Origin of the sequence: Saccharospirillum sp. HFRX-2, from assembly GCF_043196805.1 — a bacterium.
Taxonomy (GTDB): domain Bacteria; phylum Pseudomonadota; class Gammaproteobacteria; order Pseudomonadales; family Natronospirillaceae; genus Saccharospirillum.
Genome location: NZ_JBEBMU010000001.1, coordinates 556,683 through 578,386 on the forward strand (window position 1 = coordinate 556,683; position 21,704 = coordinate 578,386).

The following is a 21,704-nucleotide window of genomic DNA, read 5'->3' on the forward strand; positions in this document are numbered from 1 at the left end:
TGTTCACTTTGCTGAACCCGGCAGCCGGGGCTCAAGCTCTGCCAGTGGCATGGGGCGGTAATAGTGGTAACCCTGAAAATACCGGCATCCCTGTTGGCAAAGCAAGTCTACCTGCTCCGCTGTTTCGACACCTTCAGCCACGACCTCCAGTTGCAGCCCCTGCGCCAGCGACAGTATGGATTGGGTAATGGCCGGCTCAGACAGTTCTGGACCGCCTTTGCCACTGACAAAACTGCGGTCGATCTTAATACGATCCAGCGGCAGGTCACGCAAGTAACGCATCGATGAATAACCGGTGCCAAAATCATCAATGGCAATGCGAATGCCGGCGTCTTTCAGTCGCTGCATCATCTTGCTGTAGACCGAACCACTGTCGATAAAAACCTCTTCAGTTAACTCAATTTCCAAAGCGCCATCCGCCAGCTGATGCTGTTGTACACAGTCGATCAGATGATCGGCAAAGCCATTGAATTTAAGTTGGCGTGGCGAGACATTGACCGACATGGGAATATGGATGCCAGCCTTTTGCCAGTGACCTATCAAACGACAGGCGGTTTCGATAACCCATTGGCCGATCGGCACAATCAAACCACAGCGCACGGCGACCGGGATAAATTCATCGGGTGATACCAGCTGGCCATCTGGCCGATGCCAACGGATCAATGCTTCGAGGCCGGCAATCTGTTGGGTTTGAATATCGATCTGGGGCTGAAAAAACAGCTCGAACTCGTTATCAGCCAAAGCTTCGCGTAAGGCTTTTTCAAGCTCCAGACCACGCATTAATCGTTGCTGCAAATTCTCGGTGAAAAAATGATAGCGACCCGGTCCCAGCGCTTTGGATTCATACAAAGCCATATCGGCTTTCTGCATTAATTCAATCGGCAGCTCGCCGTTTTTCGGATACAACGCCACGCCGATACTGACCGACACATCCAGGGTGGTATTGCTGATCGGTGCCGGCCGGCAGACTTCAGCGCAGATTTTTTCGACAATCTGGGTTACGTCGTCGGCGGAGTTAATACCATCGAGCAGCACGGTGAATTCATCGCCGCCAATGCGTGCGACAAAATCACTTTTGCGCACCGAGCGTTTCAGCCGGTCACCTACCAGGGTCAGCAATAAATCACCAATATGATGGCCCAGACTGTCGTTCACATCTTTGAAACGGTCCAGATCCATAAACAACACGGCCAGTTGCGCATTGCTGCGAGACGCGCGGGCAATGGCCAACTCCATATGTTCCTCAAACAGAACTCGGTTACCAAGGCCGGTTAAATGATCGCGCCGAACCAGTTCAGCAATTTCCTGCTCTGAATTTTTGCGTTCAATAGCGTGACGAATAGTACGATCCAAAAAGGCGGTGCTTAAATCATCCTTGGGAATGAAATCCGCAGCGCCTTGCTTCATCAGCATGTCATCCAATTCTGCTGAGTTGCTGCTGGTCATTACCACTATGGGTCTGGTGCAACGAAGCTCGCGTGCCTGATGCAAAACATCCAGGCCGGAGTGTTCGCCGAGAAAATAGTCGAGCAGAATAATGTCGTAATCATCGTCGATCAGTATCTGCGAAGCCTCGGTCAGTGTGGTCAGATGACGGACCTCATAGTCTGCCCGCTCACTCATCCGCAGGGCCGTTTTTATCAACAGAAAATCCTCATTGTCATCTTCAACAATGACCGCACGAATGGTGTTTTTACTTGCACTGCTCATGCCTTGCTCCTGTCACCAAACCAGTACTGATAGACTGAATTCAGGATGTTGTCTAAGGCTTTGGGATCATCGGGTTTGCTGATGTAGGAATTGGCATTTAGTTCATAACAGCGGCGGATATCGTCGGGTGCATCGGAGGTGGAAAAAATCAGGATAGGCAGATCCACCCAGTTTGGATTCGACTTTAAACGCTGCAGACATTTGCGGCCGTCCAGGCGTGGCAAGTTCAAATCGAGGAATATGATGAGTGGTGGTACTTCGTTGGGCAGGCTGCCTTCATCGATAATGTCATTTAAATAATCAAAGAGGGCGTCACCGTCATACAGGCTGATCACCTCCAGCGGAATATCGGCACGCCGGATGGCGGTTTTGACCAGCAAAATGTCTTCAGGATCATCGTCAACCATAACCAGCCTGCGTTTTGCTTCAGTGATCATGAACGGCCTCCGCCGGTGCTTCCGTCTGCGGCTGTCGTACCGGTAAATCGATAATAAAAGTGGTGCCCTCCTGGTCGCGCCCGTTAGCCATGATGACGCCGTTATGGCGATCGACAATTTTCCGGCAAATCGCTAATCCCATGCCGGTGCCGGGGTATTCCGAACGGCCGTGTAATCTTTTGAAGACCTCAAAAACCTGTTCGTTATAACGTGGATCGAAGCCAATGCCGTTATCGCTGATCACCAGACGGTAACGTTCGTCGGGCAAGGCTTCTCCCTGTATCAAAATATGAGGCGTCCGCTCGGGATGACGATACTTCAAGGCATTGCTGAGCAGGTTCTGCAACAATTGTCTGAGCTGGCTACTGTCGGCATCAATTCGTGACAGTTCGCCGACTTCAACAGTGGCATTGGTTTCTTCGATAGTCAGCTGCAGATCAGCCTTAACCTGTTCCACCACCTGAGCAATATCAGTGTCGATGAACCGACGGCCCTGAGAGGTAATTCTGCTGTACGATAACAAGCTTTCGAGCAGCTCACGCATGCGTTCGGCGGCACTCACGATATAGTGTGTAAATTCCTGACCTTCGCCGGTGAAATTGCCGTAGTCATTGCTTAACAGTAAGCGCGAAAAGGAAATGATTTTACGCAAGGGTTCGCGTAAATCATGAGAGGCAATAAAGGCGAATTCCTCCAGCTCTTTGTTGGAGCGTTCCAGTGCTTCATTGTGTTGTTGAATGCGTTGTTCGTAACTGCGTCTTTCGCTGACATCGACAATGGACGCAATGATTTCTCCACCCTCACTGCCACTGATTGGATTCAAACCAATTTCAACCGGCACAGCGGTGCCATCCTGACGCAGGCCGAACAAATCCTGACGGTCACCCATCATGCGTTTGGAGGGGGCCGCGCTGTAATCAAGGCGACGCGCTTTGTGCTCTGGGCGATCCGGTCGTGGCACCAGATCCTCAACACAATGCCCCGCTAAATCGGTGTAGCGAAAGAGACTGTTGGCGGTGGCATTGGCCTGCAGAATATGACCACTGGGTGAAACCACGATCATGCCATTGGGTGCGGATTCGAAAATACTTTCCAAGCGTTGCCGGATGCGATGCGCCGTCATGACTTCCGCTTCCAGTGCTTCTTTTGCCTGTTCCAGTTCGCGGGTGCGTTCGCTGACGGTCCGCTCCAGCGATTCATTCATCCGGAATATTTCGGTTTCAGCACGCAGGCGCAGTTGCATCTCTTCGTTCAGAATCCGGTTGCGTTCTGCCAGCTCAGCCGGACTGGGAATCTGCATCAGTCTAGGCAGTAATGGCCACAGCAGGATGGCGGTCACCACCGACACCACCGCGGTCAGCAATTTAACCACACCCTGAATATAGTAATTGCCATTCCAGATGTTCCACACCGCGAGAAAGTGAGTGGTACCACAGGCGACAATAAAGAGCGCAAACAGCTTAAACATCCAGCTGTATTCGAAGTTGGGTCGTTGACGCCACAACACCAACAACGCCAGTGGAATGGAGTAATAAGCCAGCGCAATTAACAGATCTGAACCGGCATGCAGAATGAGCAGATCGGGCCGCCATAAGAAACACATGCCATGAGGCATGAATTGAATGTCCTGGAAGTACGTCGAGATGCTGGCCATAGGCACTCCTTTGACGCCGGTTAAGGCGTAACCTGCCAGGCAATGAGTGGCAGCTCCTGATAGCAATCGATGAACGGTTAACCCGGCCGACGCCAAAGCACTGTAACGGCACAGTGCTTCGAGCAGTCTAGTCAGTGTCTGGGTGCTTTTCCAAAGCCGGCCAAAATTGTTTTCGTACGGTGATCGGGTTCAAGAGACGGTACGACACCTTTGTTATATGATCGCGTCCGGGATAAAGGTGTAGGGATTTAATGGATGTGGACTAAAGGGAATCTGGGTTTTGTTCTGTTTTATGCACTGACGCACCTCTTTATGGCGCTTGGTCTGGAGCGGTCAATGCATTCTGGTGATGTTCAACTGTATTATCGTTTTGCTTTGGATACCTGGCAGTCGATAACGAATTTTTCTGCTTTTAGCGGCGGCTTTGCTATTGAATACCCGCCGCTGACCGCCTTCTTTGTGACCTTGCCATTGGCAGTGGCAAAGGTGTTCGGTAATCAGGTTGATTTTGCCGTTTGGCATCTTTGTTTCAAATTATTTTATTGGTTGATCGATCTGGGTGTGATGCTGGTGCTGTTAAAGTACCTGACGCAAAACCCGCTTAAAAAGACCGATCGTTGGTTGTGTTTTGCTTCGCTGTATTTGGTGTCATTGGTGTTGACACCCGTCTATTTTGATCGTCTGGATGTATTGCTTGGCGCGCTGATTTTTGCAGCCCTGGTTTGCGCATCATCGGCCTCGAAAAACTTTCTCTGGCCCTGGTTCTGGTTATCCCTTGGCGTCTGTTTCAAGCTGATTCCGGTGCTGCTCGGGCCGTTGTTCTTAATCTGTTTTATCGCCCTGCGTTTCAACCCAAATAATGGACTGTCGCTGGCACGTATTATAGTTACTGAAACGGGTCGTGCAGGTGCTTTTTGTATGGCTGTTTGCTTTGCATTAATTCTGCCGTTCCTGCTGTTGTGGGGCACCGATCTGTTTGCATTTTTAAGTTATCACAGCGAACGCGGGCTGCAGGTTGAATCGACCTATAGCAACCTGATTTTGTTGTTGCATCATTTGTCTGGTTTGTCAGCGGTGGTCAGCCTTGGTTATGGCTCGTTCAACATCAATTCAGCCCTGGACGGGCCTTTGCTGATGATCAGTTCGGTATTGTTGTTCGCTGTGTTACTCGGCTGTTATGGCTATGCAGCACAGGCGTTCTATCGGCTGGCTAAGGCCGGAAAACTTGGTGATCGGCGTCATGCCATCGAGCTGCTGGCAACATTGGTTTGCCTGTTATTGCTCGGTGCCATCCTGACTGCCAAAGTATTTTCACCGCAATATATGTTGTGGTTATTTCCCTGCTATGTACTGGTCGGTAACGATGGTCGAGCAGCTACGCTGTTTCAGGTGATGTTGCCCTTGGCTTGTGCGTTAACCACGCTGATATATCCGCTGACTTATGAGGGCGATTTTATTCAGGTAGGTTTTGCCTGGACTGAAGATGGTCAGACGTTCTGGCCAGCGCCCACTATCTTGGCGACGGTATTGCTGACGTTGAGAAATCTGGTGCTGGTGATTGCCGTGGTCGCTTTGGTTGGCGTTGTTCGACGTCATGTTTTAACGGCTGAACGTTCAGGCTAAATACAAAAAAAGCCCCGGTTTCTGGCCGGGGCTTTTTGTTTAACGGGCGGAAAACTCAGTGATGATCTTCCGCTGACTTCGGCAGGAAGCGCCGTGCAAAAACGGCAAACTGTTCGATGTAGGTAACCACCACCGGGACCACTACTAAGGTCAGAATGGTCGAGCTGATCAGGCCTCCGATAACAGCGTGGGCCATGGGCGCATTCTGGCCCGCGCCTTCGTGGATATTCAGCGCCAGTGGCAACATGCCGAAGATCATCGCCAGGGTGGTCATGATGATCGGACGGAAACGCGTCATGCCCGCCTCAACCAGCGCATCGTACAGATTCAGGCCATGTTTGCGGCCCTGGTTGGCGTTATCGACCAGCAGGATGGCGTTCTTGACCACCAGACCCATCAGCATAATAAAGCCGATGATGGAGTAGATGTTCAGGGTACTGCCGCCCACCAACAGACCGAGCATAACGCCGATCAGCGCCAGTGGCAGCGACGCCATAATGGCAATTGGTTGCAGGAAACTGCCGAACTGTGACGCCAAAACCAGGTAGATAAAGACAATCGCCAGCAGCAATGCCTGGCCGGCAGAAGCGGCGGTCTCAGCCAGTTGTTCGGCATCGCCACCCATGGAAATGCGGTAGCCGCTGGGCAGCGTCATGTCGTTGATGGCTTGCTGGATTTGCGGTGTCACTGAACCCAGGGGCACACCGGCCAGGTTGGCGCTGAGTGTCACCTGACGCGACAGATCCAGTCGGCTGATTTCTGACGGACCGGTGGATTCGACAATGTCGGCCACCTGATCCAGACGCACCACCGCCGAACTGCCGGTGGCGCCACTCTGACTGATCGGCAGGCGCGCCAGGCTGCTCACGTCACTGCGCAAGTCTTCCGGCAGACGTACCACCATGGTGTGGTTTTCACCATTGGGGTCTGTCCAGTCGGACACTTCTTCACCGCCGACCAAAGGTCGCAAGGTCGCGCCGATCTGTTGCAGGCTGACACCCAGATCGCTGGCCGCTTCACGGTCGATGCGAATGCCAATGATCGGCTGGGCCGCGTTCAGGCTCGACTCGATATCGGTGACGCCTTCGATGTCAGACATGCGTGAGGCCAGTTCATCCGCCAACCGCTCCAGGGTGTTGAAGCTTTCACCATAGAGGTTGACCTGAATCGGTGCGGTGACGCCACCACCGAAGCCACCTGCTGCACCGACACGCACGGTTACACCGGCCACCTGCTGCAAGGCGTTGCGCACTGGAATAGTCATTTGCTGAGGCGTGCGCTCGCGCTCTGACGGCTCGGTCATCGACACCACTATAGTGGCGCTGGTTTCACCCTGAGCACCGGCACCGGCGTTGATGGTGGTGTAGGTGCCAGTGACTTCCGGGAACTGGCGCAGGATGGCATTAACCTGGCGTACCTTGGCCGTGGTGTAGTCCAGATTGGAACCTTCCGGCGTTTCCAGATCGACCTGGAATTCGCTGTTATCAACGGCGGGTGAAAACTCAAAGCCGACCATCGGCGCCAGGAAAAAACTGCCAATAAAGGCGCAGAAGGCAATCGCCAAGGTGATGACTCGATGGCGCAAACTCCACTGCAAAACTGAGCGGTAACGCTGGCGCAAAGCATCGAACCAGCCATCGAATTTTTCCACCCCGCGGCCGATAAAACCGCGCTTGGCGTTGGGCTCGGTTGATGGGTCGTACCAGACACTCGACAACATCGGATCGAGCGTAAAGGCGACGAACATGGAGATTGCCACCGCCACCGATACGGTCACCCCAAACTGCAAAAAGAAGCGACCGAGAATGCCATCCATAAAAGCCACCGGCAGGAAGACGGCGATGATCGACAGCGTCGTCGCCAATACCGCCAGGCCGATTTCGTTGGTGCCATCGAGTGCTGCCTGCTTGTGGTCTTTATTCATGTGCAGATGACGCATGATGTTTTCGCGCACCACGATGGCATCATCGATTAACAAACCGACCGCCAGTGACAGCGCCAACAGCGTCATCATATTCAGCGTAAAGCCGAGGAAGTGCAGCGCGGTCATGGTGCCGATGATGGAAATCGGCAACGTCAGACCGGTGATGACAGTGGAGCGCCAGGAGTTCAAAAACAGGAAGACGATCACCACCGCCAGCAGTGCACCTTCGACCAGCATGTTGCGCACCGTGTGGAAGGATTGTTCGACCGGTTCGGCGTTATCGCGCACCACTTCAATGTGCACGCCATCGCGCGCCAGTTCCTGCTCCAGTTTATGAATTTCCTCACGCACCGCTTCGGCCACGGCGACCGTATTGGCGCCCTGGGTTTTGACGATGTCGATGGCCAGCGCCTGTTCATCATCGAGCAGCGCCAGACTGGTTAGTTCGGAAACGCCCGGCACAATGGTGGCCACGTCACCGAGGTAAACCGGTTGGCCACCCTGACGGCCAATGATCAGTTTGAGAAAATCATCGAGCGACTGAATGCGGCCTTCCACCTGAATGGAGGTGACTTGCCGATCCTGGCGAATTGAGCCGGCCGGCAGATTCATATTTTCCTGGTTCAGTGCCGACACCACCTGACCGATGCCAACGTTAAAGGCCGCCAGTTTGTCCGGGTCGACCAGCACATTCAGCTGGCTGGCCTGCCCTCCGACAATGGTGGTGTTACCCACGCCCTGAATGATCGATAAACGCTGGGTGATGGTGTCTTCGGTCAAGGTGGTGAGTTCACCGGTGGTCAGTTCGGACGAGCTCACCGACAGCGACATAATCGGGAACTGCGCCGGGTCGAAACGCCAGATCAGCGGATCATCGGCACCGTCCGGAAAGGAGGCGGTAACGGTCGACATCCGGTCACGCACATCCTGAGCGGCGCGATCGGAATTAACCTCCAGATCGAACAGAATCACCACCAGAGCCTGGCCCTGACGAGCGGTCGATTCGATGCTGTCGATGCCGTTGATGGCGTTCACCGAATCTTCGATCGGCTTGATGATGTCATTCTCAACCGCCTCGGGTGAAGCGCCCGGATAGGAGGTCACGACGGCCACGACCGGTACATCGATGTCCGGCATCTGTTCAATCGGCAGACGCTGATAGGAATAGAAACCAAACACCATGATGGCGACCATAATCATGGCCGCGAACACAGGTTGGCTGACGCTGATTCGGGTCAGAAACATCAGTTCGCCTCCATCAGGCGGACCTTATCTCCGGCCTTCAGTTCGGGCAGCGGAGCGGCTACATACTGAGTGCCTGCCGTCAGGCCCGAGGTGATGGCAACACGTTCGCCGCCGTTCCACAGCTCGCCGGTTTCCACCGCGGTGCGTGCTAATTCGTCGTTGTTCAGCGTCAGCACAAATTCGCCGTCGGCGTCTTCACGCAGCGCATCGACCGGAATCGACAAGGCGTCATCGCGCTGGGCGATCACAATTTCCACGCTGGCAAACATACCGCCGCGCAGACGCTCTTCCGGGTTAGGCACGCGAATATAAACCGACGCCGTCCGGGTGCCGCTTTGGGCCACCGGATTGACGCGATCGACTTCGCCGGTGAAGCGTTCGCCGTTGATGCCGTCAACCTGAATCAGCGCGCTTTGGCCGGGTTTGATGCTATCGACCGCACGCAGTGGCACGTTGGCGGCTAGTTCCATCGCCGACAGATCGACCAGCGTCATCAGCGGCGTACCCGTGGAAACATACTGACCGGCTTCGACCGAGCGACTGGCAATACGGCCAGCGACCGGCGCCGTCACCGTGGCATTGGCGAGCGCGCGTTCAGCGGTTTGCACCGCCAACTGCTGCGCCTCAAGATTGGCTTCCAGAGCAGTGACCTGAGCGCGTTGCGATTCGATCGACGACTGCGGTGTCATGCCGCGTTCGCCCAGGGAGCGATCACGTTCCAACTGATTACGGGCAACGGCCAGATTGGCCGCGGTGGAGCGGGCATTAGCGCGTTGTTGGTCCAAGGTCGAGGCCAGATCATCGGTCTCCATGCGCAGCAACACAGCGCCGGCTTCGACGGCATCGCCAGAACGCACCAGCACCTCCGCGATGGGCGCATTAACCCGGGCCGCCAACTGAGTAGTGGCCAGAGGGCTTAAAGTCCCGGTGACTCTAACGCTTTGCCGGATCGGGCCGCGCTCGGCGGTGGCTACCTCGGTGGCATTCAATTGCATGGTGGCGACGGCATCGGCGTCTTCTTCACCGGCGCCGGAATCGTCACCACCGCCGAGCACCACCATCAGCACCAGCGCCACAACGATGACGCCTGCGACAATCCACGGCCAGCGACGGCGTGGTTGGGGAAAACCCTGGCGCAATGCTTCGGCTTTGCGTTTTTCGCGGCGGCTCATCGCCCAGTCGGGCTTGTCGTCGAGAGGTTGGTTGGACATAACGAATAACCTTAATTCGAGTGATTGTTTGCTGACGATGTTGAGCGTCAGTCCAATTCCGGCAGTTGATCGAACATCTGCCGTGCGGTTTCGGCGGAGACCCGGTAGCACTGGGCCAGACCTTGAATACGTTGCTTCGCCTCCGGCGACCCCGTCGGCAGCAGCGACACCATGTTCTCAATCTGCTCGGCACGAACCAGAAAACGCTCGGTCATGGTCCGGCTCATCTGACGGTAGAGATCAGGCACCAGGGCGTAGCTGTCTTGTCGGTTGGAACTTTTGATGTGCTCAATAACACCGATGGTGGCCAGCCGCCGCGCATTAGTGCTGGCGCTGGCTTTGCTGATATCCAGGCGCTGCGCAAAATCGTTGAGCGTCAGAGCACGACCTTCCACCAGCAGCAAACCGAACATCCGCCCGCCAATGCGGGGCTCGCCATCGGTCTGGCTGATCAGGCCCATCAGTTCCACAAAATCGTCGTAGGTTTTGGTCATAGAGCTCCTCAAGTCTGGCAAAGGTAGGGGTGCGCTATCGTTCAGTCAATACTGAACGATGGGGCCATAAGTCATGACTTTGCAGGAGCGCGTGAAATGAGCACAGGTATTCGAGCTCAATTGGGCGAAGTTGGTGGTTGTGAGCTCTATAGTGGGAGTGATGGTGCAGATATGAGCAATGCTACAGGTAGGGTGTGAAAGCAATGCATCGATGATTTGTCGGAAAATTTCTGACTGATAGTTTTATACGACGGGATAGAAATTTCCACCAACATAAACTGTGCTGTTTTAAGGTTGCTGCTCATCAATTATGTTTACTGAAAGTGGTTATTGCGTGAAGGTTGATTCGCAAATGACTGTTCGTGTGATGATACTCTTGCGGGATAACTCATTTCAGTACTGCCATTTTACTTTTAACGATAGGCCAGGGAGGCTTACGGTTTGCACGATTTTAGTCAAGGATGCATTAATGTTTTTGCCATCGCACGCGCTTTAATTTCGGCAGTTATCACTCTGATGTGCGTGGCGGTTAAAGCAGAGTTACCAACACCTGAACAAGAATCGCTCGATCAGCAGCGTCGTTTCGAAGAATGGCAGCGACAACAGAACGAACGTTTTCAGTCTGACCCGGATGTCTTTTTTGATACCCCAGAGTTCCCGTCATTGGATGACGATCAGTTGCTAGATGGAACCTGTTTTCCTATTGCGAAAATTCAGTTGGTATCGACCGCGTACAAGCGATTTCGTTGGCTGGAAAAACATCTCAATAGCCGCTTGGAAACAGATGGATGTCTGGATGCCAAAGACATCAATCGTCTGATGACCGAGACTCAAAACGATGTCATCAGAGCCGGCTATGTCACTACTCGGCTGGTTGCTGAAGCTCAGGATCTGAATTCGGGGTTGCTGACTTTTACGCTATTACCCGGATATGTCGAGGACATCCGCTTTGCTGATGGAGTGTCGCGCCGGGCGACGGTCTGGAATGCACTGCCAATACGCTCAGGTGATGTGCTGAATTTACGTCACCTGGAGCAAGGCCTGGAGAATCTCAAACGGGTTCCTTCGGTTGCAGTGAATATTGATATTGAACCGGGGGAACAACCTGGTTACAGCGATTTAGTCATTCAGTGGCAACAGCAAAAACCACTACGCGTGACCGAAACCCTAGATAACAGTGGCAGCGGAAATACCGGGCGCTATCAAAGCAGCGTGACCCTGAGTTATGACCCTTACTGGGCGTTTAATGATTTATCCTATGTCACCTACGCGCAGTCCATTGTATTCGCCGTAGGGCAGTTGGGATCGCAAAGCTTCAGCGCTCATTACTCCGTGCCTTATCGCTATTGGCTGCTGAGTTTGAATGGTGGTTACAGCGAAAGTGTTCAGACCGTAAAGGGCGAGACAGGGTCCTACAAATACGCCGGAACCAGTTCGAATCAGAGCGTTAAACTTGAGCGAATTTTGTTCCGTAGCAGCCACCAAAAAGTGGCCGCATCCTCCAGTATTAAGGCTAACCAATCGGAAAGTTTTATTAATGATGTCGAGATAGACGTGCAGCATCGGCAGCGCCGAAAGATAGAGTTGGCTTTACAGCATCAATGGTTCATGGGCAAAGCAACCCTGGATTCCAGTCTGATTTATAAAAGAGGTGTCACGGCCATGGGTGCCTCCGAAGATCCAGAAGTGAAAGCCGGAGATGGCGTGAAAAATCCGCAGTGGCTGATGCTCGATATAAACTACAGCCAGCCATTCAGGTTCGTGAAGCAAAATTGGGTATTAGGCAGTCGTCTTCAGGTGCAGGGCAACCTGACCCCATTGATTCCGCTCGATCAAATGCTACTGGGCAGCGCCTACAGCGTACGAGGTTTTGACCAGGGCATCAGCGGCGAATCTGCTGCCTATCTGCATAACGATCTGATTTTTGTCGTACCAAAGGTCTCTCAGCAAATTACCCTGGGTTTCGACGCTGGGACGGTATTTGATCATGGAGCCGTTCTGGCAGGAGCAAGTCTTGGTTTAAAAGGACAGATACTTGGTTTCGCCTATGAAGCCAGCATCAGTCGCCCCTTGCTGAGTCCGAAGGGTTTGGAAGCAGAATCTTCAATCTATGCTTTCCAGGTATCGAAGGCATTCTGAGTGACCTTGTTAGTCCGGTTGTGAAAATAAGTTGTTACTGGGCCTGAATTCAGGTCGGTATATTGCGATAAATCTATTATTGATCTGGCATTGTGACGTATATCTCAAAATTAGATTTCGTATTTGTCAATAAATTGACGATCGTCTGACAAAGAGCTTATCAAAGGGAGGCTGAATACTGACACTGCCAACCAGGAAGGAGGCAGTGTTCCAGCTCTGAATGGGCGCAACCAAGGGACTGCAGCGATGAACAAGCAATGCTATCGCGTTATTTTCAACGCCGCGCGCGGCCAACTTATGGTGGTGGGGGAGGTCGCCGGGTCGGGGGATTGCGCCAAGGGTACCGCAACCGCAATGCGACCATCCGGCCCATTCCGCTTATTCGGGCTGCTGACCCGAGCCCTGGGCCAAGGCCTGATCATACTGATCGGCTGTACCACCCTGGCACAGGCCGAGACCCAGATTACCTCTGATCCCAGCGCTAACCAGGCACAGCAGGCTAATGTGACCGAAACCGCCAGTGGTATGGTCCAGGTTGATATCACCAAGCCAAGCGCTGGCGGTGTCTCGCATAACGTCTACAGCCAGTTTGATGTGGGTGCCGACGGCGCCATCCTCAATAACAGTCAGCAAGCGGTGCAGACGCAATTGGCTGGCTGGGTGAGTGGCAATGCCAATCTGAGCCAGGGCAGTGCTCAGGTAATTCTCAACGAGGTTAATAGCAACGATCCTTCCTTGTTACAGGGTTATATTGAGATTGCTGGCCAACGTGCCGAACTGGTGGTTGCCAATCCGTCCGGCATTCAAGTCGATGGTGCTGGCTTTATCAACGCTTCCAGCGCCACTCTCACCACCGGACAGCCCATGCTGCAAGGCGGGCAACTAAGCCATTACCGCGTTACCGACGGCAGCATTGCTATTAACGGCGCGGGTCTGGATGGCCAACAGACGGATTACACCCAACTGATTGCCCGTGCCGTCGAGGTCAATGCAGGTATCTGGGCGAAGGATCTATCGGTGGTGACGGGTGTTAATGAAGTAGACGCCACCAACCTGGATGTCACCGCATTGGAACCCAACGACCCCGTTGTACCGCAAGGTGCCGCTATCGATGTTGCAGCGCTGGGTGGCATGTACGCCGGAATGATCCGATTGGTTGGAACCGAAGCCGGCCTGGGCATTCACAACCAGGGTACGTTGGCCGCCAGCAGCGGCGACGTAGTGATCACCGAAGATGGTCAGTTGCTGAATGCCGGTGTTATTCAAGCCGAGCAAGGGGAAGTCCATGTCACCGCTGAGACGCTGACCAACGGTGGCGAAGTAACGGCAGAATCAGCTCTTGTCGCCCGCACCGTTAGCCTGGACAACACCAACGGCACCCTTCAGACCAACCGCTTTGATATCGAAACTGAAACCCTCACCAATACCGACGGAACCCTGCAGCAACTGGGCAGCCGCAAGCTGGAATTGGCTCTGGCCGAGGTAGACAACACCGCAGGCTGGATTGGCCAGTTGGAGCAAGAAAGTGAGCAAGACGATAATCTCGACATTCCTGATGATATAGATGCGCCAACCTCAGGTGATGGTTCCGGGGAAACACCGGATGAAGACGAGGCAGTGGGTGGCGAAGTAGAGCAACCACTAGCGGGTCGTATTGAAGTAAACGGTCAGACCGATAACCAGAACGGAACCATTTCCAGCTCGGGTCTTATGAGTCTCGCTGCTCAGGCGTTGGACAATAGCGAAGGCGAAGTTCAGGTAGATGCCTTGACGTTGTCAGGCACCCAATTAAATAACCAAGATGGCAAAATTCAAGCCCGTCAGGCTGAGCTGACATTGGAAGATTGGAATAACCAGATTGGTCAATTTGAAGCGGATAATCTGAATGCTCAGGTCGCAAGTCTTAACAACGACAATGGTCAAATCCAAGGAAATGAATTGACCGCTTATCTGGATACTCTAAGTAATGACGACGGCGATATCCGAGCTAATGTCAACTTGCTACTTGATGTGGATGGTTATTTTACTAATAAAGGTCGACTGGAAGCGGGAGCGAATCTGAAACTCAACGCGACCAATCTGAACAATGCAGCAGTAGGTAAAATCAACGCCGGATATACCTTTATTAACGTGGATTACACATTCAACAATAGCGGCCTGGTGGATGGTGGTGGTACCTATATAAGTACAAATTATCTAACCAATATTGGAATAGGACGGATTTATGGCAACCTTGTTTCCATAGATGCCTATCGCTTGGGGAATTATGCGGAATCGACGAATGGATCAAATAATAAAGCCGTGATAGCGGCCCGAGAGCGCTTAGATATTGGTGCTAGTTATATATATAACACAGGTGGATCTACCCTGATGAGCATGGGTGATTTGCATATCGGTGGCGGCATAGACGATAACTATAGAGCTGTGGGCGTGGCGAGCTATATCCATAATGGAAGTTCTACGATAGAAAGTTATACAGACATGTACATCAGTGCTGACCGAATTCTTAACTATGATGCAGTACTTGACTATGAAACTTATTTGGCCGACGTAGAGCATGTTCATGAAAAAATAAATAGCCACGACTATCTTGATTATTATATCTATACCTATGACGTAGAAATAACCAATAAATCTCCAGGAAGGATTATCAGTGGCGGAGATATGGTTATTGACAGTCAGGATGCTTTGAATATGGATAGCCATATCATAGCGGGTGATACTATTTATATCAAAGGTAAAGCCATTGATAACAAAACCACGGAAGTAGTGGTTACGGATAAGCATACTGGTACCTATCGTTGGCGTGAAGAAGATGAAGACTGCTACTGGTGGACGTTCAACTTGATTTGCGATACCGAATATAAATACCATTATGAAAATTACTACAAAGAATTTAATAAAACTAAAAAACTCGCGACAACAAGATACGAGGACAATGTGTCTGTCGGGTTTGGCTCTGGCATACAAAATAGGACTGCTTATGAAGGCGATACAAATAAACCACAGGCTTTAGCTGAGTTAACCAGCAGTGGTTTATTCAAAACGATGCCTGATAGCTCCAGTGGCTATCTGATTCAGACTGATCCTGACTTTGCAAATTATAAAGATTGGATGAGCTCTGAATACATGCTGGAAATACTGGGCATTGGTGATGATGAAGAAGCGCCAATTTTATTAGGCGATGGGTTCTATGAGCAACAACTGATCAAAGAGCAAATTATATCCCAGACCGGTCAGCGTTATCTAAATGGTTATACGGATGATGATGCCCAGTATCAGGGCTTAATGGCGGCGGCAGTAGATTTTGCTCAAGGCAAAGATCTGAAAATTGGAATAGCCTTAACTGACGAACAAATTACCTCACTAACAAGTGACATTGTATGGCTGGTTGAACGAAAAGTGACCATGCCTGACGGTCAAATTGTGACGGTACTGGCTCCTAAGGTCTATACCGCAGAAAGATCAGATAACGACGCTGTGAGTGGTGCAGTTTTGGCTGGCCGCAATATCAACATCGATGTCGATGGCGACTTCACTAACACCGGTACCGTTAAGGCCACAGAAACAGCCAAAGTCGATGCTGAAAACATCAATCACGAAGGCGGCGCTATCACTGGTGAGCAAGTTCAGCTCTCGGCTAAGGAAGACATCAATGTCATTGGTGCTAGTGTTAGGGCTGACGATCTGTTGGCACTTGATGCGGGTAATGATGTCAACCTAGTTACCTCAACCAACCAACAAGGGAATTGGAACAATCGAAACTGGTACTCAGGTGAAGGCGCTGGTCCGGTGCAAGAATCCACCAAACAGATCGACCAATTCGCCAGTCTGACCGTGACCGGGGAAGGTGGTCAATTGGTGACCAGTGCAGGTAACGACATCAACCTGACGGCCGCCCAAATCGAAAGCGCCGGCAGTGCTCAGTTCCATGCTGAGAACGATATCAACCTGAATACCGTTACTGAATCTTCATATAAAAAAGTCGGTTTGGGCCATAACTATGTGGAAACAGAAGCAAGCCGTGAGGTAGGTACCCAAATACTAGGTGACGGCAATGTAGTTATGGTCGCTGGGAATGATATCAATGCTCGCGCCGCCGAAGTGCATGCCCAAGAAAATCTGGCGCTGCAAGCGAGTGGTGACATTGCCATAACAGCAGGGGAAAGCACCTATTCACGAGAACAAGAAATCAGGATAAAGAAAAAAGGGCTCCTCAGTTCCAGTACCTACAAGGAGAAAAACAGCTACTCCAGTACCGAGTTGCAAAGTTCTAATCTTTCCGGGGGTAACGTTTCCATAGTATCCGGTAACGATATTTTGGTAGAGGCATCTTCGATCACCAGCCAATCCGATGCCCTGTTACAAGCGGAAGGCGATATTGATGTAATCGCCGGCCATAATACCGAAACAGCGAGTCGGGATGTCTACAGCAGCTCCAAAGGACTCAGTTTTTCATTCGATGCTTCGTCCTTCGGTATTTCATGGCAAGATGAAAAATCGTCCAACGGCAACGATCTGAACGCCAGCACCTCAGTCGGCAGCACGATAGATGCTGGTGCAGGTAATCTTATTATCAATAGCGGTGGCAAAGTCTCGCAGATAGGTTCCGATTTACTTGCGGGCGCGAAGCAAGACGGTACCGCTGGAAACATATTAATAGCTGCACAGGAGGTTGATGTACAAGCCAGCTATGACACTTTCGAAAGCACCAGCTACAGCGACAGCGAAACCTATACTGTTGGTTTAACTGTCGATGTATCTACTGGTCTGCAAACGGCCTACGAAACAGGGCAAAAAATTAAAGGTACGAATGCCAATTTTGGCGCGGCTTTGGATAATGGACAAAGTATTTCTGCCACTTTAGCGGGGCTCACACTGGCCGATCAGGCACTAACGGCAGCAGGGAGTGCAAAGGGTGCAATTGGTAACGCCATAGATGATCCACTTTCAACCATAACACCGACAGCAAGTGTGGGTTTGAGTGTAGGTTACAGTGCCAGTGAGTCCAGCAGCAGTACAAGTGGCAGTACCGCCAGGGCCAGCAGTATAAAAGCCGATGGCCAAATCAGTATAGTCGCCAGCGGTGCGGGCAAAAATTCCAACGTCAGCCTGATAGGTGCTGAGCTTGATGCCAGCAGTATTGGTATAGCGGCCGACAACGATATTCTGCTGCAGGCCGCAGAGAATACCTATCAGGAACATTCTGAATCTTCGAGTGTCAGCGGATCGGCCGGTGTGAATGTTTCGGCCGCAGGCTATGGCGGCAATGCATCAATGAATAGCTCGGAATACGAACTGGACCGCAGTCGAACTTCCTATACGCAGACCAGCCTGAATGCCGCCAATATAAGCCTGAATAGTGGCAACAATCTGACCTTGATAGGGGCGGATGTTAACGCTGACAGCATCGCCGCACAGGTCGGCGGAGACCTACACATAGAAAGCGTTCAGGCATCATCCACTTACAGTGAAAGCAGCAAGAGTTATGGCGCTAGCGTGAGTGCTGGAGGTGGGGCACCAAGCAGTGCGAATCTCAACGTTAATACCAGCCGCCTGGAAGCCTCTTATACCAGCGTCGTAGAACAAAGCGGTCTCTTCGCCGGTGATGGTGGCTTTAACGTGAATGTTGAAGGCAACACTCATTTAGTAGGCGCGGTGATCAGCAGTTCTGCCGAAGCCGAACAGCTAGGTCACAACAGCCTCACCACGGCAACGCTAACCGCGGCCGATCTGCAAAACGAATCCAGCTACAGTGTCAGCAGCAACAGCGTCGGCTTGGGCACCGACATGTTTTCCCAAGGTGCCTTCAGCATGATGAAAGGTATTGGCGGTAACGTGGCCGGGCACGGTTCCGCCGGTGGCTCAGATGCAGGCACGACCAGCAGCGCCATCTCGGAAGGCAGCGTCACCCTGACGGATGCTTCAGCTCAACAGGAACTGACCGGGGAGTCCCCAGAAGATTACTTGGTGGCATTGAATCGGAATACCGACGACAGTCACGATGAAGTCAAGTCATTTGAGGATACAGCAAAATCTGAGCTCAATGAGGTTGAGGAGAAAGTTGAAGTACGTACCACGGCCTATAACAACTTTAATGCTGAGGTAACGGATGATATCTATACCTCGGCAACGGCACCAAAGAAAATATTGTTACAAAAATGTGAGGCCGGTGGTACTAACTGCGGTGAGGCTGTTGAGGTAAAGGCTGAAGATATTGAAGTGGGCGAAGATGGTGTGATCTATGTCTTTAACCATGGCATAAACCAGACAGAGAAAGACGCGTTGGAAACCGCCGCCCAACAAAGTTCAGACGAAGCCAATGCCGATGGGGTTTATGTTGTAGTAAACCGGAAAACCGATAGCTTTGTATCGGAGGTTTTGTATGCAGGTTACGACAAACTGAACGAGCTAACGGGCACACCCCTGCCAATAACTAATGCGGGCAAGGCGAATATAGACATTGCACACCTGGCGGAGGAGCAAGGTGCAGATATAAAGAGCGTTAATCATAGCCGCGGTGGCTTAACCCAAGCCAATGCGGTACAGAAACAACTAAACAACGGCGAAACCGATATCCCGCTTGCACGTGTTGAGTTCAACGGGTCAGCCGCTAATGCGCAGGCAATGGCTAATCGGTTGGGTGAAGCTACGAATGGCGAAGGTGAGATGTATCAGTCGACACATAGAAGCGATTTTGTGGGTCGGGTTTTAGGTGGAAATGAGGCCACGGGTGATAAAATCTTATGGGCACCGTGGGATTGGTTTGGTGATGCGCACGGCGCCTATGGACAGAACACTGACCGCGATCAACAAAATATTGTGTGGGGGGATGTAAATGTTAACTCTCCAATATTTGTTAAGTCGGAGGGAAATTGATTAAAAAAATTCTGCTTATCATTTTACTGTTCGTTTTTACTATAACTTTGGGTGCATGTGCTTTTTTTTACTTTGGTAGAATTAGCGCTCCAACTGGGAGTCAGTGGAGTAAGGATGGCTATACTCTAGAAGAAACGCAGGCAGTTTTATTATCTGAATGTTGGCGTGATATTCCTAGTGGCCATAGCGGTCGAGATGAAATTATCTTCTCACATAATTGTATGTTAAATCGTGGATTTGACTATATGGAAGATGCTTATGACGTAGTAGGATTGGGATATTTACCGCTAAATTCTCATGTGTGCTTCAAAGGAAGTAATAGCTTCATGTACTCCACTCCTGGATGTATTTCTTATCGTGAGAAGCACCCTAAAAATTCTTGGTTTAAAGTGTTTTTTTGAATACGGTAGCCCTTGAATGATTCGATTGATTATAGAATAGGATACATAGTTTATATCATCGCGAGGCCAAGGCAATTAATTAAGGGAAGGTTGCTATTGTATTTTTTAAAAGGCCGGCTTATGACGTTTAAGGAATGTCAATTAACATTGAAGAAATTACGAATAGAATGAATAATGAAAGTAGGGCCAAGGCTATTTGATGGTGTGACTAAAATAAATATAGATACGGAAATTTCGATGATACCTGTTTGGTAGTAAATTATTAGAGATATCTATTATTTTGAGGAGGCTTTATGAATCTTTCGAAGTCAGCTATCTTTTTAACGGTGGTATTTATAGTCACAGGCTGTGCCACAAATACTAATACCATGACCACCACTTCATTCAAAAATGGAAGAAGTGAAACAGTCTATTGGTCTAAGTATTACAGCTCTGCAAGTTGGGTAATAGAAGGCGAGGTCGGTGTAGAAGTTTGGCTGGATCATGACAAGAAAGTTAGCCCGCTTTACTCGTTTCAGGACTGGATGGGCATATTGGGACCCGGTGATTTAAAGGCCAATGGGATTGTGACGGGCTATCTGATTAATTTAAGTGAAGCACCACGGCAGGTGTTTAGGTTTCGGGTCATACCTGATAGAGCCGACCAGCCTGTAAATTTGGAGCAGGCCATTCAGTTGGATCCGCATACCGTTACCCAAGTACATCCAGGAACTTTTCCGATTGCTAACTACGGCACAGAGGTGGGACTTACCGTTGAGTTGGATCTTGATGGAATCGAGTATCATATTCCGCTAAAGGCGCAGCGATTAACTCGTGAAGATATGGTGGATCTGAGAGGTGATTTTCCATGGTTTCAGGAACCTTACTTTCCTTTTGACCCACCATTAGCAAACAGTAACTTCTAAGGAAAGGTACTGGTCGTATTGGATTATATAGAACGTTTTGCAGGTCTCGATCTCAACACTATTCCGTCAACGTTGAAGGTGGCGGGTAACATGCGCATTCACGGAATATTAGATCGGTAAGTATCCGAGTCAATCAACCAGGGAACAATACTATGAAAGTAATTATAGCTATTTTTCTTTTCCTATTTCTGCTTTCAGGATGTGCAACTGTTGGCGGTATGGATCGCCGGGAAGCAGATATCGAAGAAATTCGTTCCGGGTATGAGACGATTTATATTTTTGAAGTACCAAACACTGATACAATTATCAGTGACACTCTGTTGGTTGCTACCATTAAGCTGGCTTCATCAAAGCCTTCTGGCGACTTACTGGCTTATATGCAATCACTTTCTGCAAGCGACCCTATCGTCGTATACAGTGACTCAGATGCGGTTGCTGCCGCCACATTGGAACGTGCGATGAAAGAGGGCGCTGGAACCATCGATGGCAAATTGGTGTATTTCCTTGGGGCTGAAAAGTATTGGGAGAGTTTGACAGGCGTTGCTAAAGAAGCCGGAGTTGATCTTCGATTCTCCCACAATATGCCTTGATCAGTCGTATGTTCGTAACCCTAGCAGGGAGTGTAGTTCGAAAGAGTGATTCAAAAGATGCAGCTGCGACGTTAGTAAGGGAACCGCCGAGAGAGCAGATCTTTTGACTATATTCGCTGTAGCACTACATCCACTATCCAGGCCGCAGCAGCCACCCACACAATCAGAATCAAAGCTGCCCCTGCTTTACTGGCGGAGGGGGGCTTTAGTTCCTTAGCCCGTTCCATACACTCCTGTCGCACTTGCGCTGGTATCATCCGATCGACCCACCACAACCCAATCGGCACCAACAGCAAGTCATCAAGCAAGCCGAAGACGGGGATAAAATCGGGAATCAAGTCGATCGGAGACAGCGCATAGGCGACGACACCGACGCCCAGAGCGCGGGCGTACCAGGGCGTTCTTGGGTCTCGCACGGCCAAGTATAAAACCACCAGCCGGGTTTTCATGGCGGTGGCGAACTGTTTCAGTTTTTCATACATGGCCATGGCG

At 51.1% G+C, this 21,704-nt stretch carries 13 protein-coding genes; 6 read left to right on the forward strand and 7 right to left on the reverse strand.

What is annotated here, in order from left to right:
* Positions 1-3 precede the first annotated feature (3 nt).
* The 3 genes from ABMA60_RS02805 to ABMA60_RS02815 are packed head-to-tail and all read right to left on the reverse strand — an operon-like array spanning position 4 to position 3,801.
* Positions 4-1,710, reverse strand: a complete 1,707-nt coding sequence (locus ABMA60_RS02805) for a putative bifunctional diguanylate cyclase/phosphodiesterase (RefSeq protein ID WP_392798375.1) — start codon at positions 1,708-1,710, stop codon at positions 4-6.
* Complete coding sequence (locus ABMA60_RS02810; RefSeq protein WP_392798377.1) at positions 1,707-2,147, reverse strand: response regulator; 441 nt, start codon at positions 2,145-2,147, stop codon at positions 1,707-1,709. The genes ABMA60_RS02805 and ABMA60_RS02810 overlap by 4 nt, the downstream gene beginning before the upstream one ends.
* On the reverse strand, positions 2,137-3,801 hold the full coding sequence (locus tag ABMA60_RS02815; protein WP_392798380.1) for an ATP-binding protein: 1,665 nt from the start codon (positions 3,799-3,801) through the stop codon (positions 2,137-2,139). The genes ABMA60_RS02810 and ABMA60_RS02815 overlap by 11 nt, the downstream gene beginning before the upstream one ends.
* 255 nt (positions 3,802-4,056) lie before the next feature.
* On the opposite strand from ABMA60_RS02815, the gene ABMA60_RS02820 reads away from it, so the two are divergent.
* Positions 4,057-5,424: a hypothetical protein gene (locus ABMA60_RS02820; RefSeq protein ID WP_392798383.1), complete on the forward strand. Its 1,368-nt coding sequence runs from the start codon at positions 4,057-4,059 to the stop codon at positions 5,422-5,424.
* 55 nt (positions 5,425-5,479) lie between these two features.
* Here the strand turns inward: ABMA60_RS02820 and ABMA60_RS02825 are convergent, their stop codons facing one another.
* The 3 genes from ABMA60_RS02825 to ABMA60_RS02835 are packed head-to-tail and all read right to left on the reverse strand — an operon-like array spanning position 5,480 to position 10,298.
* Positions 5,480-8,593, reverse strand: a complete 3,114-nt coding sequence (locus ABMA60_RS02825; protein WP_392798386.1) for an efflux RND transporter permease subunit — start codon at positions 8,591-8,593, stop codon at positions 5,480-5,482.
* Positions 8,593-9,804 (reverse strand): efflux RND transporter periplasmic adaptor subunit, encoded by a 1,212-nt coding sequence (locus ABMA60_RS02830; protein WP_392798389.1) that lies wholly within the window; start codon positions 9,802-9,804, stop codon positions 8,593-8,595. Before ABMA60_RS02830 ends, ABMA60_RS02825 begins: the two co-directional genes overlap by 1 nt.
* Before the next feature lie 47 nt (positions 9,805-9,851).
* The gene (locus tag ABMA60_RS02835) at positions 9,852-10,298 is read right to left on the reverse strand and encodes a GbsR/MarR family transcriptional regulator (protein ID WP_392798392.1); all 447 of its coding nucleotides are present in this window, start codon (positions 10,296-10,298) and stop codon (positions 9,852-9,854) included.
* Positions 10,299-10,739: 441 nt separating this feature from the next.
* On the opposite strand from ABMA60_RS02835, the gene ABMA60_RS02840 reads away from it, so the two are divergent.
* From ABMA60_RS02840 to ABMA60_RS02860, 5 genes are all read left to right on the forward strand, one after another.
* A complete protein-coding gene (locus tag ABMA60_RS02840; RefSeq protein ID WP_392798395.1) occupies positions 10,740-12,437 on the forward strand; it encodes a ShlB/FhaC/HecB family hemolysin secretion/activation protein in 1,698 nt (565 codons plus the stop codon).
* A 246-nt stretch (positions 12,438-12,683) separates the two neighbouring features.
* On the forward strand, positions 12,684-19,316 hold the full coding sequence (locus tag ABMA60_RS02845) for a hemagglutinin repeat-containing protein (RefSeq protein WP_392798398.1): 6,633 nt from the start codon (positions 12,684-12,686) through the stop codon (positions 19,314-19,316).
* On the forward strand, positions 19,313-19,717 hold the full coding sequence (locus ABMA60_RS02850; RefSeq protein WP_392798401.1) for a hypothetical protein: 405 nt from the start codon (positions 19,313-19,315) through the stop codon (positions 19,715-19,717). The genes ABMA60_RS02845 and ABMA60_RS02850 overlap by 4 nt, the downstream gene beginning before the upstream one ends.
* A 293-nt stretch (positions 19,718-20,010) precedes the next feature.
* Positions 20,011-20,622, forward strand: coding sequence for a hypothetical protein (locus ABMA60_RS02855; RefSeq protein ID WP_392798404.1), 612 nt, complete (start codon positions 20,011-20,013; stop codon positions 20,620-20,622).
* 152 nt (positions 20,623-20,774) lie between these two features.
* Entirely contained in the window at positions 20,775-21,212 is a 438-nt protein-coding gene (locus ABMA60_RS02860; protein WP_392798407.1) for a hypothetical protein, read from the forward strand.
* A 107-nt stretch (positions 21,213-21,319) separates the two neighbouring features.
* On the opposite strand, the gene ABMA60_RS02865 is transcribed toward ABMA60_RS02860, so the two are convergent.
* Positions 21,320-21,700, reverse strand: coding sequence for a YkvA family protein (locus tag ABMA60_RS02865; protein ID WP_392798410.1), 381 nt, complete (start codon positions 21,698-21,700; stop codon positions 21,320-21,322).
* Positions 21,701-21,704: the final 4 nt, after the last annotated feature.